Here is a 14,919-nt window from a genome sequence, read left to right on the forward strand (position 1 = left end):
GCCAGGTGATGTACGTAATTACGAAGTTAGGTGAGCGTCCGCCGGAAAGGCGAAGGGCGCGCCCCCCGGAAGGGGAACGCGCCCGCAAAGGTCAGACCGGGTTACCAGTCGCCGCCGCCGAAGTCGCCACCACCGAAGTCGCCGCCGCCGCCGAAGTCGCCCCAGCCGCCGCCACCGCCTCCGAAGTCGCCGCCGCCGCCGAAGTCACCGGCTCCGGCGTCGCCGTAGCCGCCGCCCATGCCGCCCATGCCCCAGCCGCCCATCATGCTGCCCATCATGGTGCCGATGAACATGCCGGTCATGACGTCGCCGAAGCCGCCGTAGTAGCCGTAGGCGTAGGGCTGGTAGGCGGGGCCGGCGTCGTAGTAGGGACGGCGCTCGCCGTTGACCATGACCTCGCGCATCTGCGGGTCGAAGCCGCGCTCCACCGCCTCGGCGTCGGCCGAGCAGGCGGGCACGTCACGCGCCACGCCACCCTGCGGCGCCCAGCGGACGTCACGCACCGACGGGCCGTGCTGCGGGTTGAAGAAGCAGGGCGCGCGCCGCTCGGGCACGGGCTGCTTGTTGACCCTGGCCTTCACCACGGCCAGCGAGTAGCGGCCGTCCTCCAGCGTCTGGGTCACCTCGCGGACCTGGTCCGGACGCTCCACCGCGGCGAGCTGCGTCTTGGCCTTCTCGTAGGAGTCGAGAGCCTGCTGCCACTCGTCGATGTGCTGGCCGCCCTGGCCTTCGAGCACGACGTCGGTGTCGAGCGCGGTGATCTCCTCACCGAACTTGGTGACGTCCTCCTCGACGGTCTGCTTGACCGCGGCCAGGTCCTTGGCGTTCTGGATGGCCTGCTTCTTCTTCCTGTTACGGGAGTAGAGGAAGTAGCCGCCACCGCCGGCGAGCGCGAGCACGCCCAGCGTCACGAGGACGCCGGTGCCGCCGCCGCTGCCGCCCGCGGGGCCGGAGTCGAGCGCGGACCGGGTCTTGCCCTCGGCCATGTAGTTGACCCGCTGGACGAAGTCCTCCATGCCGGACACGACGTTGTCGTTGTTGCGCACGGAGAGCTTGGAGAGCTGGTCGGTCATGCCGGCGCGGCCGAAGTTGGACGCGGCGAACATCGAGGGGCCGTCGAGCACGACCACGGTGATTTGGCCGCCGCCCTTGGCCTTCTGGGTGGCGGCGCCGAGGTCGCGGACATAGGTCGCGGGGTCGGTCACCGTGCCGTCAGGCAGCGCGGCCACGTAGATGTCGCTCTTGGAGCCCTTGAGCGAGTCCCGGATCTGGGACTGCTGGTCCGAGCTCAGAGAGGAGCCGGAGCCCACATAGAGAGGATCCTTGTTGTCCTTCCAATGGGCCACCACGCTCTGAGCGTCAGGGGGTGCCGCCGCGTTGGCGGCAGGGGACAGCGCAAGGATGACGAGTAGACCGGCGATCAGAGCCGCGACTGCGGCCCCTGCTCGGCGCAGCGAATGTGTCATTGGCAGCAAGCCTCCTTCGCCCATGAGGACGAACGGGCGGTCGGCAAAGTTCCTCACTGCGCACGTTACCCGCCTTGAGGCGTCCAGGTGCGTGGTGCCTTCGGGATCCTGGGACCACCGCTCGCCGGGCGCCCCGGCCTTCGCCGATCGACCGCCGTCGATCCCCGGTCGACCTGACCGCTGACGGGCGCCGGTCAGGCGTCCTTGATCTCGCAGATCGAGGCGCCCGAGGCGACGGTCTGCCCTACGGCGGCGGTGAGGCCGGTGATGGTGCCGGACTTGTGGGCGGCCAGCGGCTGCTCCATCTTCATGGCCTCCAGCACCACGACCGTGTCGCCCTCGGCGACCGTGTCGCCGTCGCCCGCGACGACCTTGACGATCGTGCCCTGCATGGGCGTGACCAGTGTGTCGCCGGAGGCGGCGGCCTTCTTCGCGCCGCCCGCGCCACGCCTCGGTCTGTTCGCCGAGGGCGTAGCGGCCGAGGTGCCCAGGCCCGCGGGCAGCACCACCTCCAGGCGCTTGCCGCCGACCTCGACCGTCACCGTTTCCCGGGCCCCGGGCTCGGCCGCCTGCGGTTGTCCTGCGTACGGCTCGATCGTGTTGTCGAACTCCGTCTCGATCCACCGGGTGTGGACGGCGAACGGCTCCGCGGTGAAGGCCGGATCCGACACGATCGCCCGGTGGAACGGCAGCACGGTCGGCATGCCGTCGATCTGGAACTCGGCCAGCGCCCGCCGTGCGCGCTGCAGCGCCTCCCCGCGGGTCCGGCCGGTCACGATCAGCTTGGCCACCAGCGAGTCGAACGTCTGCGGAACCGTCATCCCCGCCTCGTAACCGGAGTCGAGCCGCACACCGGGACCCGACGGAGTCCGCATCGCGGTGAGGGTGCCGGGCGCGGGCAGGAAATTCCGGCCCGCGTCCTCGGCGTTGATCCGGAACTCGATGGAGTGACCGCGCAGCTCCGGGTCGCCGTAGCCGATCGGCTCGCCGTCGGCGATCCTGAACATCTCGCGCACCAGGTCGATCCCCGCGACCTCCTCCGACACCGGGTGCTCGACCTGCAGGCGGGTGTTGACCTCCAGGAAGGAGATCGTGCCGTCCTGGCCGACGAGGAACTCGCAGGTGCCCGCGCCGACGTAACCGGCCTCGCGCAGGATCGCCTTGGAGCTGTCGTAGAGGATGCCGAGCTGCTCCTGCGACAGGAACGGGGCGGGCGCCTCCTCCACCAGCTTCTGGTGGCGGCGCTGCAGCGAGCAGTCGCGGGTGCTGACGACGACCACGTCGCCCTGGCGGTCGGCCAGACACTGGGTCTCGACATGGCGCGGCCGGTCGAGGTAGCGCTCCACGAAGCACTCGCCCCTGCCGAAGGCGGCCACGGCCTCGCGCACGGCCGACTCGTAGAGCTCGGCGACCTCGTCGAGGCTGCGCGCCACCTTGATGCCGCGCCCGCCGCCGCCGTAGGCCGCCTTGATCGCGATCGGCAGCCCGTGCTCCTCGGCGAAGGCGACGACCTCGGCGGCCCCAGAGACGGGGTCCTTGGTGCCCGCGACCAGCGGCGCGCCGACCTTCTGGGCGATGTGCCTGGCCTGCACCTTGTCGCCGAGCGCGGCGATGGCGGCGGGCGGCGGGCCGATCCAGGTCAGGCCCGCGTCGATGACGGCCTGGGCGAAGCCGGCGTTCTCCGCCAGGAAGCCGTAGCCGGGGTGCACGGCGTCCGCGCCGGAGCGCCCGGCGATCTCCAGCAGCTTGGCGATGTCGAGGTAGGTCTCGGCGGGGGACTGCCCGCCCAGCGCGTAGGCCTCATCGGCCACCTTGGCGTGCAGCGAGTCGAGGTCTTGGTCGGCGTAGACGGCCACGCTCGCGATGCCGGCGTCCCTGCACGCGCGGGCCACCCGAACGGCGATCTCTCCGCGATTGGCGATCAGAACCTTCTGCACCGACGTTCGTCCTTCCTCGGCGAGCACTCAACGGAGTGTAAGTGCTGGGTGTCGGCTCTCTGTTGGCGGCCCGGATGGGGCGCCGCCGTCGACGTGCGGCACCTGCCCCGTCAGATGCCCGGCACCCGGACAGGCGAGGAAGACCACGGTTTCCGCCACGTCAGAGAAGGTCCCCGAGCGGGCCGCCGCCTGCGGTCACCTCGACCTCGCGCATGCTGTGACACCCCTCCAAGCCGAACAATCCTCTGGACGACCATAGCCGCTCGGCATAATCGGGGCGATCGGGAGGTGGCGCGTCTAGTGTGAGGGCGCTTTCACGTCGATCCAGGAGGTATGCATGAGCCAGAGCATGCTCGGTGGCGATCCCGCGGAAATGCAGGCCATGGCCACCCAGTTCACCCAGCAGTCGGAGGCCGTGCGCGCCACCATGACGGCGCTGGATCGAGAGGCGTCCAAGGTCGGCACTGCCTGGACCGGCCCTGGAGCCCAGCGGTTCCAGGGTGCGTGGCAGAACTACCGGGCCGCCTTCCAGCGCATGTCCGAAGAGCTCAACGAGGCGTCGCGGGTCATCAACACCTACAGGGGCAACATCGAGTCGGCCACTCGCTGAGCCCGTTCCCCCGAAGCCCCGGTCCGGGCCGGGGCTTCTGCACGTTCGGCGGGGCAGACTACGCTTGCCCGACATGATCGGTCGAGCCTTCCTGGCGAGCCTGCTCGCCCTGCAGGTCACAGCCGCGCCCGCGGCGGCCGGGAGCGCGCCCGAGTGCAACCCGGAGCGAGCCGTCACGACGATCGCCAAGTCATGGGCGCAGCAGCGGCTCGACGTGCCGCGCGTCTGGGGACTCACCAGGGGTGAGGGCGTGACGGTCGCGGTCGTCGACAGCGGCGTGGAGGAGAACCACCCGCACATCAGGCTCGCGGGCAAGGCCGACCTGTCCGGCACCGGTCACCGCGACTGCGTCGGCCACGGCACGGCGGTGGCGGGCATCATCGCCGGGCAGCATCTCAAGGACACGCCCTTCTACGGCGTCGCTCCGGGAGTCAGGCTCCTGTCGATCAAGCAGGCCAACGACGTCCGCGGTGACGTGAAGACCCTGGCCGCGGCCATCAAGGTGGCGGTCGACGAGAACGCCGACGTGATCAACGTCTCCGTCGAGGCGCACGACCAGCCGGTGCTCAGGTCGGCCATCCAGTACGCGCTGTCGCAGGACGTGGTGGTCGTGGCCGCGGCGGGCAACGTGGAGAAGGACGACGGCACCTCCACCCCGGCCTACCCCGCCGCCTACGACGGGGTGCTGTCCGTGGGCGCCGCGACGCCTGACGGCCGGCGTTCGGAGTTCTCCAACACCAAGACGCCCGTCGCCGTCCTCGGCCCCGGTGAGCGGATCAGCTCCATCTGGCCGGGCAGGGGGTTCCAGGCGGGCCTGGAGGGCACCAGCTACGCCGCGCCGTACGTCGCGGGCGTCGCCGCGCTCGTGCGCTCCCGCTATCCGCATCTGGACCAGCTCAGGGTACGGCGGCGGATCACGATGACCGCCGACGGCGCCGCGGGCGACGGCTCGGGAGCCGGCATGGTCAACCCGCTGCTCGCGGTGACCATGGTGCTCCCGTCCGAGCAGGTGGCCGTGGCTCCGCCGGTCCCGCCTCCGCTGCCCGTCTCGGCGGTGCGCAAGGCCGTGCCCCCTGACGAGCGGGCGATGACCATCGCCACGGTGATCGCGGCCGGTGGGCTGGCGACCTCCGGGCTGATCGTCGCGCTCTGGGTGTTCGTCCCCATGGGGCGCAAGCGGGGATGGCGGCCGAGCAAGGCTAATTGACGGTTAATTGTCAGGGCCGGGAACCGAAACCCCTGATGCGTATGTGACTTATTTGGTTAAATGTCCTTCGATCATGACGAAATCCTGAAAGGACGGTCATGGCGGAGAAGGACTCCCCTCAGACGGACCCCTCACAGTCCGGTGACCCTCGGCGGATCGGTGGCCACGAGATCGTGAGCCTCCTCGGCGAGGGTCCGCGCGGTGCTGTTCACCTGGGGAGAGAGTCCTCGGATGCCGACACTGTCGCCGTCAAGACGTTCACGGTGGACCTCGCGGCCGACCCCGATCTCGTCCAGCGGCTGAAGAGCGTCAAGCGGGTGACGAGCTCCTACGTGGCGCGCACCCTCGACGCCGGCGTCGCCGACGGGCAGCCGTACGTGGTGCGAGAGCACGTGGCGGGTCGCTCGCTGGCCGAGACCGTCCAGGAGGACGGGCCCCTGACGGGTGACGCGCTGGAGCGGGTCGCGGTGGGCATGCTCACCGCCCTGACCGCCGTACACCTCGCGGGCTTCGCGCACCGCGGGCTGACCCCGCACAACGTGATCCTCACCGCCGAAGGGCTGAGGGTCACCGACATCGAGATCGGCGACCCGGCCGGCGAGATCGGCTACCGGGCGCCGGAGCAGATCAACGGGCTGCAGTACGGTCCCTACGCCGACGTCTTCTCCTGGGGCGCCACGGTGGTGTTCGCCGCCACCGGCTCGGCCCCGTTCGGCCACGACCCGGAGGCCGTGCTGAACGCCTCGCCCGAGGTGGGCGCGCTGGCCGAGCCGCTGCGCCAGGTGGTGCTGTCGGCTCTGTCCAAGGAGGTGGCCGCGCGGCCGACCACCTACACGGCGATGCTGCGCATGCTCGGCGACGCCGGCCCTGGGAGCACTCAGGTGCTGGACGGGCCGCCCGCCCCCGTGTCCGGGATCGTGCCCGCGCCGGTGCCGGTGCTCGGGCCGCCGCTCGAAGGCGTCCCGGTCCAGCTCGGACCGCCCCCGATGCACCTTGAGGGCCCGCCGCCGGCGCAGCCCCCGGGCCCGCCGCCGCACGTCCCCGTCCCGATGCACGACGGGCCGCCGCAGGCGCCTCAGCCGGTGCTGATGCAGCAGCCCGTCCAGCACACCTGGGGGCCGCCCTCGGCCGCGCAGGATCCGCCGCAGGGGTGGACGCCACCGCACGCCATGAGAGGGCAGACCGCGCCTGCGGCCCGCAAGCCGTTCCCGATCGGCCTGGTCGCGGGCATCACCGCCGTCGTGCTCCTGTCCGGCCTCGGCCTGTGGGGTGCGGGCCAGTACGGTTCCCAGCTGACGTTCGAGGCCGCCTCGGCGCGCGTGAACGCCACGGGCGCACCCAGCGCCTCGCCGGGCGAGGGGCCGGGCGTCACCGCGGAGCAGCCACAGGCGGAGGTGACCGCGCCTTGGGCAGCCACGCCGACAGCCGACGAGGCGGGGGTGGGGCCGCTGGTGCTGCCGAGCGAGGCGCCGACCGGCAGCCCCGACGTCCCGGTGCTCACGACCGTGCCGACGCCGGCCCCGCTGGCCACGCAGCCGGTGGTCGTGCCGACGCAGACCCAGAACCCGGCCACCACGAAGCCCGCCAAGACCACCAAGCCGGCTCCTACGGTGACGAAGACGGTGAAGCCAACCCAGAAGCCGGCGACGCAGAAGCCCTCCGAGAAGCCGGCGACGCAGAAGCCGACCCAGAAGCCCACTCAGAAGCCGACCCAGGAGGAGACCGAGCAGCCGGCGCCGAAGCCGACGACCCAGAAGCCGACGCCGAAGCCGACCACGCAGAAGCCGTCGCCGACGCCGACGAAGTCCGCCGCGGCGGCGCCCGCCGCGCAGAAGAAGAACCCGTACACGGCGACGCAGGTGTGCGGATCCGGCTTCTACGTCCAGCGGCAGAGCTCGTTCACCGGCGGTGTCACCTATCAGCTCTACAACAGCGGCAGCGGGCAGAACTGCGTGGTCACCATGAAGACCACGGACGTCGGCAAGGCGACGTCGGTCCGGGCGACGCTGGAGGTGCAGGGCGGCGGCAGCAAGACCGACAACGGCAGCTACGAGTACTACGCCGGCCCGGTGATTCTTTCCGGCAAGGGCAAGTGCGTGCGCTACTCGGGCGGCACGGGGTCGGGCAGCACCAGCGCCGACTGGGGCAACTGCGGATAGCGGATCAGTAGCCGACGTAGCTTGCGCCCGGGGTCTTCGAGGCGATGACCCCGGGCACCGCGGACACCGATCCGTAACGGTCGATGGCGTAGCGGACCCCGGCGATGATGTTGTGGACGGGGTCGTAGATGTTCTTGTGCTCGTCGTCGAGGGCCCAGGTGTTGAAGGTCGGGTCGATCGTCTGCATCAGGCCCTTGGACGGGTGGCCGGCGGCGGCGTTGGAGTCCCACAGGTTGATCGCGTTGGGGTTGCCGCCCGACTCGTGCTGGATGATCGTGTAGATGTCGCTCACGTTCATCTTGTCGGCGGGGTAGCCGTGCTCCATCAGGATGGCGATGGCCTGCTCGATCCACTTCTTCACCTGGCCCTCGGGGACGTGGCGGCCGCCGGCCGGCGGCATCCCGCTGGGCCCGTAGCCGCCGAAGGTGCCGCCCAACGGGATGCCGCCGCCTCCCCCTGAAGCGGATTGGGTCGTGTAGCTCATCGTCCGCTGCCAGTCGATCTTGTGGTCGGCGGCGGGGACGAAGTCCTGGTCGCCCGGCGCCTTGATCTTGGCGAAGGTCTTGTTCCGCTCGCCCAGGGCGGTCTCGATGGCGGTCGTGGCTTCCTTGACGGCCTGCTTGGCGCCGGACACGTGGGTGGCGGCCCGGGTGCGGGCACTGGTCACGAGGGGGCGGGCGTGGTCGTCGATCTCTTTCTGCTCGGCGTCGGGGTTGGCGTTCCTGAAGGCGTTCACCGAAGTGACCAGGCGGTCGCAGATGCCGTCGACCTGGCCCTTGGCGCGCTCGAGGGTGCCCGCCGCGTCGTCCAGGGCGGTGGCGCAGCTCGACAGCGCGGAGTTGAGGTCGGAGCCCGCCTTGCCGTAGTCGGCCATGTAGCGGACGAACGCGTCGGCGGAGTCGCCGTGCCAGGCCAGGTCCACGGTGGTCACCGCGCTGCCGAGGGTGCCGGCGTGCGAAAGGACCTTGCCGCCGGCCCCGCGCCAGCGGGTGGCGATGGCGCGGATCGCGGCGGGGTCGCAGCCGGTGACCTGGTCGAGCAGCGCCACCAGGTCGGGCCCGCCGGGCATCGCCGAGATGCTGTCCCTGGTGCTCATGAGGGCTTGTTCGCCGTGCGCACGTTGTCCTGCACCTGGTCCAGAGCTCGCTCCACGCCCTCGACGAGGGTCTTGGCCTTGCCGAACTCGCTGCTCGCCGTCTTCTCCACGCCGTCGACGGCCGTGGCGAGGGCGGAGACGCCTGCCAGCTTGCCGAAGATGGAGGAGCTGGTCGTCTCGGCGGGATATCCCTCGGCCAGCTCGCCGAACTTGCCGGCCAGTCTCTTGGCCGCGGAGCGGCAGTCGTCGAGCGCATCGAAGTGGATGTCGAGCACGGCCACCTTGGCGAACCTCTCTACGTGCCGATCTCGGATCGGGTATGGAAGCTAGCAGATCATCCTGATGGCGGGCCGGGCGCTCAGGCCGGGCCCCCCTGCTCGGGCGGCGGCCAGAAGGCCGTCTGTGTCAGGCGGATGCCCGTTCGCCTGTCGACCATCTGGCCGCGCCCTGGCGGCAGCGGCTGGGGGCGGACGTTGCCGAACACGAAGCCCTCGTCCTTGTTGCCCGACAGCACCATCGCGGGGCTGGCCATGTCCTTGATCCGCTGGATCACGGGATCGTACATGGCTCTGCCGACGCCGCCCATGGCGCGCGACACCACCAGGTGCAGCCCGATGTCCCGAGCCTGCGGCAGCAGCTCGACCAGCGGTAGCAGGGGATTGTTGGACGTGGCGACCAGGTCGTAGTCGTCGACGAAGAAATAGAGGTCGGACCCCTTCCACCAGTCGCGGGCCCGTAGCTGCTCGGGGGTGAGGTCGGCGGGAGGCAGCCGGTTGAGCAGGGCGCCGCGGGCGTCCTTGATCAGCTCCGTGGCGGCGGCGCTGGAGGCGGCGTAGCCGATGCGATGGTCGGTGACGGCGGTGTCCAGCAGCGCGCGCCGGTAGTCGATCACGATCATCATGGCCTCGCGCGGCGTGTTCCTGGCCACGATGTTCTCGGCGATGAGCCGCAGCAGGTTCGACTTGCCGCTCTCGGTGTCGCCGATGACGATGAAGTGCGGGTCGGCCTCGAAGTCGATCATCACGGGCGACAGCGACGCCTCGTCCACGCCGATCGCGATGCGGTTGCGGCCGGTCTCCTCCGCGGTCGGCAGCGATGCGGCGGGCAGCATCGAAGGCAGCAGCCGGACGCCGCGGGCGGTCGGGCCCTGCCAGGAGTCCCTGACGGCGTGCACCAGACCCTGGACGCCCGAGGCCAGGTCCTCGGCGTCCTGGACGCCGTCGATCCTGGGCAGTGCGGACAGGAAGTGCTGGCCGTCCTTGGTGAGGCCGCGCCCCGGCACGCCTTCGGGCACCGCCAGCGACTTCTTCCTGCTGATCTCCGACTCGTAGGCGTCGCCGAGCTTGAGCTCCAGCCGGGTGCCGAACAGGTCGCGGATGCCGGGCCTGAACTCCGACCACTTGTTGGTCGCGGCGATCACGTGGATGCCGTAGCCGAGGCCGCGCGCGGCCAGGTCGGTGATGACCGGTTCGAGGGTCTCGAACTCCTGCCTGACCATCAGCCAGCCGTCGACGACCAGGAAGACGTCCCCCCACCCGTCGCCTCCCAGCGTGCCGTCGGCCAGGCGGCGGCGGTAGGTGACGATGGAGTCGATGCCGCTCTCGGTGAATTCGCGCTCGCGCTGCTTGAGGAGCGTGGCGAGCTCGGCCACCGTCCGCCTGACCCGGTCGCCGTCCAGGCGGCTGGCGACCCCGCCGACGTGCGGCAGGCCGTCCAGGGTGGCGAGCGCGCCGCCGCCGAAGTCGAGGCAGTAGAACTGCACCTGGCGCGGGGTGTGGGTGAGCGCCATGCTGGTGACCAGCGTGCGCAGCATGGTGCTCTTGCCGCTCTGCGGGCCGCCGGCGATGCCCACGTGTCCCGCCGCGCCCGACAGGTCCAGCCAGTAGGGGTCACGGCGCTGCTCGAAGGGCTTGTCGATGATCCCCACGACCGCCTGCAGGCGTCCGGCGCCGGGCCAGCCGGTGGTCGACAGGCCGAGCTCGGGCGTGACCGTCAGCGGCGGCAGCAGGTGCGCCAGCGTGGGCGGCTCGCCGAGCGGCGGCAGCCAGATGCGGTGGGCGGCGGGGCCCTGCTGGGCCAGGCGGCCGACCACGATGTCGAGCAGGCTCTGCTGGGAGCGGCTCTCCTGCTCCTGCTCCTCCCGCTCGGCCTGCTCGGCGGGCGTCTCCTCGACGAGCGGGACCGGCACGAACTCGGTGCCGTACTCGACGACCTCCCGGATCGGCGCCGTCCCGTCGGCCACCAGCGTGTGCCGGGGGTCCGCCTGGTAGGGGCCGGAGACGTACGCGGCCTTGAAGCGCGTCATCCCGGTCGTGTCGAACTTGAGGAAGCCGTTGCCGGGCGAGGAGGGCAGCTCGTAGGCGTCGGCGACGCCGAGCACGACCCGGCTCTCCATGGCGGAGAACGTACGCAGGCCGATCCGGTAGGACAGGTGGGTGTCCAGGCCGCGCAGCCGCCCCTCCTCCAGCCGCTGCGAGGCGAGCAGCAGGTGCACGCCGAGCGAGCGGCCCAGCCGCCCGATCATCACGAACAGGTCGATGAACTCCGGCTTGGCCGACAGCAGCTCGCTGAACTCGTCCAGCACCACGAACAGCGTGGGCATCGGCCGCAGGTCCGCGCCCTCCTCGCGGGCCCGCTCGTAGTCGCGCAGCGAGGCGTAGTTGCCCGCGGCCCGCAGCAGCTCCTGGCGGCGCACCATCTCGCCGTGCAGCGCGTCGTGCATGCGGTCGACCAGCGGCAGCTCGTCCTCCAGGTTGGTGATGACGGCTGAGACGTGGGAGAGCCCGTCGAGGCCGAGGAAGGTGGCGCCGCCCTTGAAGTCGACGAGCACGAAGTTGAGGATCTCCGAGGAGTGCGTGACCGCCAGCCCCAGGACCAGCGTCCGCAGCAGCTCGCTCTTGCCGGAGCCGGTGGCGCCGATGACCAGGCCGTGCGGCCCCATCCCGCCCTGCGCCGACTCCTTGATGTCGAGCTCGACCAGCCGCCCGTCGGCGCCGAGGCCGATCGGCACGCGCAGCCGGTTGCGGCCCGCTCGGGGCCGCCACGTCTGGGCCGTGTCCAGCCGGGCCGGGTCGCCGACGCCGAGCAGGTCGGTCAGCGTGGTGTTCACCGCCAGCACGTCCTGTGCCTCGCCGCCCTTCAGCGTGGACGCGCGCAGCGGGGCGAGCTGCCTGGCCAGGCCTTCGGCCCTGAGATAGTCGAGCACGTCGGGGTCGCCGAGCCTGTTGGTGGTCTCCTTGCCCGCGTGGTCGACCTTGACCATGTGGAAGCCGTCCGGCTGGATCTGCAGGCGCAGCGTGCTGCGCTCCTCGACCACTCCGGCCGAGTTCGACAGGTCGATCACGGTCACGCCCTGGATGGCGTCCGCGCCGAGCTGGGAGTCGTGCGGCACGTGCCCGCCGTCCAGGATGAGCACGTGGTACGGCAGCGCGTCGGTGGAGGCGCCGGGCTTGAACCGCGCCCGCTCCTTGAGCTCGTCGCCGAGGAGCTGGTCGAGGTCGCCCAGGTTCTCGGCCATCAGCCGCACCTGGCCGGCGCCGTCGGTCTCCTCGGGGTGCAGGGCGTGCGGCAGCCACTTGACCCACTCCCAGTGGCTCATCCACTCCTTGCCCGCGCACACCATGATCCGCATGTCGTCGGGGGAGTGGAAGACGACCATCTGCGCCACCATGGCCCTGACCAGGCTGCGCATCGCGGCCTGGTCGCCGCTGAGCTTGATCCGGGCGAAGGAGTGCAGGGCGACCGCGACCGGGAGGTGGGAGACGGTCGAGTGGGTGCGGACGAACCTGCGCAGCGCGCCGGCCGACAGCGCGTCGAGGTCCTCCACCGGCTTGGAGTCCGGCGGGATGAGCTGGACGGCCAGCTTCTGCACGCCGGTGCCGAGCCGTACGGTGCTGAAGTCGTCGTCGCGCGGCCGGCGCTCCCACAGGCGGGGGCCCATGGCCGTCCACCAGAGCGTGTCGGGGGCGGGGCCGCTCCACTCCAGGGCCTCGCGCTGCTGGACCGCCGCGCGGCGCACCCGCTTGCGGATCTGGGCGAGGTAGCGGAAGTAGTCGCGGCGGGCGCCGTTGAGGCGCGACTTGCGCTCGCCCGACTGGCGGCCCATCTGCCCGATCGTCATGCCGACCATGGAGAAGGCGAACAGGCCGCTCGCCACGTACATGATCGGGTTGCTGTTCGTCCCTCCGGCCGAGAACATCAGGCCCATCGCGGCGGCGCCCGCCACCATCGGCAGGTAGGTGAGGACCGCCATCATGCCCTGGGACTGGAGCTCGGGCACCTCCGGAGGGGATTCCAGGAGGATCTCGCCACGTGGTGGTTTGGGGCTGGCCCGGCGCTCGGGACGCCGGACGACGACGATGCTCACCCTTCCAGACCCTCCTGATTCCTTGGGACACCTTTCTTACCAGATACGCCTAACCGGCAAGTTGAGCTGTTTGTTAACTCTTGCTCGCTATGTTGTGTTTGTGACTTCGCTGGCCGAGATTCCGCAGCCGCACGGCCCCATGCAGCAGCCGCACGGCCCCATGCAGCAGAGCGCGCTGCTCCAGATACCGGCGCCGCTCCCTCCGTTGTGCCATGTCACGGTGGTGGGGCCGCACCGAAAGGCCGACCTGGCGCTGCCGGCCGACATCCCGCTGCCACACGTGCTGCCCGGCCTGCTCCGCGCGATGGGCGAGGTCGGCGGGGAGTCGGCCGCCGCGCCCGGCTGGACCCTGCAGCGGCTCGGCGGGGCGGCCTTCGACCTGGGACAGAGCCTGGGCGGGCTGGGCGTGCTCGACGGCGAGATCCTCTACCTGCGGCCACGCGAGGCGGTGCTGCCGCCCGCCAGGTTCGACGACGTCGCCGACGTGGTGGCCACGGGCGTGCGCGAGGGCGGCGGCAAGTGGGACGGCAAGCACACCCGCGCGCTCGGCGGCGGGGCGGCCGCGGGGCTGCTCGTCGCCGGAGCCGTGGCGCTCGCGCTGGGCGGGCTCGCCCCCCTGGTCACGACCATCGTCGCCGCCGCGCTCGCGCTGCTGATCGTCGGGGTCGGCATGGCGATGTCCAGGGCGGTCGGCGACTCGGGCTCGGGCGCGCTGGTCGGCTACGCCGCGCTGCCGTACGCGTTCCTGGCGGGGCTGCTCGCGCCCGCGGCGGGTGGCGCGCTGTCGGGGTTCGGCGCGCCGCACCTGCTGGGCGGGCTCGCGTGCACCGCGCTGGTGGCGACCATCGCCGGCACGATCATCGCCGACGGCGTGCCGGGTTTCCTCGGTACGGCCATCGCCTCGAGCGTGGGCGCGGTGGCCGCGGCCGTGGTGATGCTGACGGGCGCGCCGGCCGCCGGGGTGGCGGCGGTCGCCGTGTCGGTGGTGATGGCGCTCGCCCCGCTGATTCCGGTGATCTCCTTCCGGCTGGCGAGGGTGCCGCTGCCCTCCATGCCGACCAACGCCGAGGAGCTGCGCAGCGACAACCAGCAGCTCGACAGCGGCTCCGTGCTGGAGCGCACGCTCGCCGCCCGCCGCTACGCCACGGGCATGACCGTGGCGATCGCGCTGGTGGGCATCGGCGCCCACGCGCTGCTCATCGGGGACGGCAGGCTGATCGCGGTGATCATGGCGGCCGTGCTCGCGTTCACCCAGCTCATGCGGGCCCGGGTCTTCCAGGGTGTGGGGCAGCGGCTCTGGCTGCTGCTGACCGGCCTGTGCGGCCTGGGCGCGCTCGCCGTCGCGCTCGGCGTGGGGGTCGGCGGGATCACGGCCGTGGCCGCCGTGCTCGCGCTGCTGTGGACCGCGATGGTGGTGGTCGGCATGGGCGCGTGGCTGCCGACGGGCAAGCCGTCGCCGTTCTGGGGGCGGGCCTCCGACATCCTGGAGTGGGTGCTGATCGCCGCGATGATGCCGCTGGCGCTCGGGGTGCTGAACGTGTACGCCTGGGTGCGCGGGCTGTCCGGCTGAGGAGGCGTCAGTCGTCGCGCCGGCGCATCGCCTCCAGCCTGGCCAGCCGCTCGCCCATCTCCCTGGAGAAGGAGTCCTGGACCTGCTCGAACTGGCTCCGGACCCGGTCCATCGAGAGCCCGGGGTCGGGTCGCGGTCCCAGCATGGCCCCGGCCTTGCCGTCCTGGTCGTCCTGGGCGGCGCGGACGGCCTCGACGATCTCCGTCTCCAGCTCGTCCAGATCCATGCGGGACGCCTTGGGAGTGAGCCTGATCCTGTCGAGGCGACCGTCGGGGCCGATCGTGGCGGCGATCGCGCCGCTGCGGCTCTCACCCTCGCCCGTGACGGAGCCCAGCCCTTCCAGGGCGGCCGAGAGCTCGCGCATCGAGCTCTCGCTCTCGTGCACCATGCGGTCTAGGTCGTCGGGATGGAAATCGCCGGAGTGCATTCCCGCACGCCACCGCTCGCCGGTTAACGAGTGACCAGCGCAGGCTGTCCAGGCGGTTAAGTGATCACGAAAATCCCTCTA

General features: G+C 71.3%; 10 protein-coding genes and 1 pseudogene. 4 read left to right on the top strand and 7 right to left on the bottom strand.

The annotated features are described in order from the left end of the window. Window positions 1-101: 101 nt before the first annotated feature. From V5E28_RS15785 to V5E28_RS15795, 3 genes and pseudogenes are all read right to left on the bottom strand, one after another. The gene (locus tag V5E28_RS15785; protein ID WP_336207635.1) at window positions 102-1,466 is read right to left on the bottom strand and encodes a hypothetical protein; all 1,365 of its coding nucleotides are present in this window, start codon (window positions 1,464-1,466) and stop codon (window positions 102-104) included. A gap of 194 nt (window positions 1,467-1,660) precedes the next feature. Beyond that, window positions 1,661-3,403: an ATP-binding protein gene (locus tag V5E28_RS15790; protein WP_336207636.1), complete on the bottom strand. Its 1,743-nt coding sequence runs from the start codon at window positions 3,401-3,403 to the stop codon at window positions 1,661-1,663. Between the two features lie 27 nt (window positions 3,404-3,430). Further along, window positions 3,431-3,574, bottom strand: a pseudogene (locus V5E28_RS15795) (hypothetical protein); the annotation flags it as partial. A gap of 166 nt (window positions 3,575-3,740) precedes the next feature. Between V5E28_RS15795 and V5E28_RS15800 the strand changes: the two are divergent. The 3 genes from V5E28_RS15800 to V5E28_RS15810 all read left to right on the top strand — a co-directional run bounded on the left by V5E28_RS15800 (window position 3,741) and on the right by V5E28_RS15810 (window position 7,379). Then, on the top strand, window positions 3,741-4,013 hold the full coding sequence (locus tag V5E28_RS15800; RefSeq protein ID WP_336207637.1) for a WXG100 family type VII secretion target: 273 nt from the start codon (window positions 3,741-3,743) through the stop codon (window positions 4,011-4,013). 73 nt (window positions 4,014-4,086) lie between these two features. After that, on the top strand, window positions 4,087-5,220 hold the full coding sequence (mycP, locus tag V5E28_RS15805; protein WP_336207638.1) for a type VII secretion-associated serine protease mycosin: 1,134 nt from the start codon (window positions 4,087-4,089) through the stop codon (window positions 5,218-5,220). A 98-nt stretch (window positions 5,221-5,318) separates the two neighbouring features. Further along, entirely contained in the window at window positions 5,319-7,379 is a 2,061-nt protein-coding gene (locus V5E28_RS15810) for a serine/threonine protein kinase (protein ID WP_336207639.1), read from the top strand. 4 nt (window positions 7,380-7,383) lie between these two features. Here V5E28_RS15810 and V5E28_RS15815 read toward each other — a convergent pair whose 3' ends face one another. From V5E28_RS15815 to eccCa, 3 genes are all read right to left on the bottom strand, one after another. Continuing rightward, on the bottom strand, window positions 7,384-8,475 hold the full coding sequence (locus V5E28_RS15815; protein ID WP_336207640.1) for a transglycosylase SLT domain-containing protein: 1,092 nt from the start codon (window positions 8,473-8,475) through the stop codon (window positions 7,384-7,386). Continuing rightward, window positions 8,472-8,756, bottom strand: a complete 285-nt coding sequence (locus V5E28_RS15820; protein ID WP_336207641.1) for a hypothetical protein — start codon at window positions 8,754-8,756, stop codon at window positions 8,472-8,474. Before V5E28_RS15820 ends, V5E28_RS15815 begins: the two co-directional genes overlap by 4 nt. Before the next feature lie 77 nt (window positions 8,757-8,833). Continuing rightward, the gene (gene eccCa, locus V5E28_RS15825; protein WP_336207642.1) at window positions 8,834-12,841 is read right to left on the bottom strand and encodes a type VII secretion protein EccCa; all 4,008 of its coding nucleotides are present in this window, start codon (window positions 12,839-12,841) and stop codon (window positions 8,834-8,836) included. 100 nt (window positions 12,842-12,941) lie between these two features. Here eccCa and eccD point away from each other — a divergent pair, with 100 nt between their 5' ends. Further along, entirely contained in the window at window positions 12,942-14,411 is a 1,470-nt protein-coding gene (eccD, locus tag V5E28_RS15830) for a type VII secretion integral membrane protein EccD (protein ID WP_336207643.1), read from the top strand. Between the two features lie 7 nt (window positions 14,412-14,418). Here eccD and V5E28_RS15835 read toward each other — a convergent pair whose 3' ends face one another. Next, window positions 14,419-14,838, bottom strand: a complete 420-nt coding sequence (locus V5E28_RS15835; RefSeq protein WP_336207644.1) for a YbaB/EbfC family nucleoid-associated protein — start codon at window positions 14,836-14,838, stop codon at window positions 14,419-14,421. Window positions 14,839-14,919: the final 81 nt, after the last annotated feature.

This window comes from Nonomuraea sp. LPB2021202275-12-8 (genome assembly GCF_037044575.1).
In the GTDB taxonomy this organism is placed as follows: Bacteria; Actinomycetota; Actinomycetes; order Streptosporangiales; family Streptosporangiaceae; genus Nonomuraea.

Excerpts from the sequence above, each read along its gene's own strand:
- V5E28_RS15785 (WP_336207635.1), bottom strand. The coding sequence starts at position 1,466 with ATGACACATTCGCTGCGCCGAGCAGGGGCCGCAGTCGCGGCTCTGATC.
- V5E28_RS15815 (WP_336207640.1), bottom strand. The coding sequence starts at position 8,475 with ATGAGCACCAGGGACAGCATCTCGGCGATGCCCGGCGGGCCCGACCTG.
- mycP (WP_336207638.1), top strand. The coding sequence starts at position 4,087 with ATGATCGGTCGAGCCTTCCTGGCGAGCCTGCTCGCCCTGCAGGTCACA.
- V5E28_RS15810 (WP_336207639.1), top strand. The coding sequence starts at position 5,319 with ATGGCGGAGAAGGACTCCCCTCAGACGGACCCCTCACAGTCCGGTGAC.
- V5E28_RS15800 (WP_336207637.1), top strand. The coding sequence starts at position 3,741 with ATGAGCCAGAGCATGCTCGGTGGCGATCCCGCGGAAATGCAGGCCATG.
- V5E28_RS15835 (WP_336207644.1), bottom strand. The coding sequence starts at position 14,838 with ATGCACTCCGGCGATTTCCATCCCGACGACCTAGACCGCATGGTGCAC.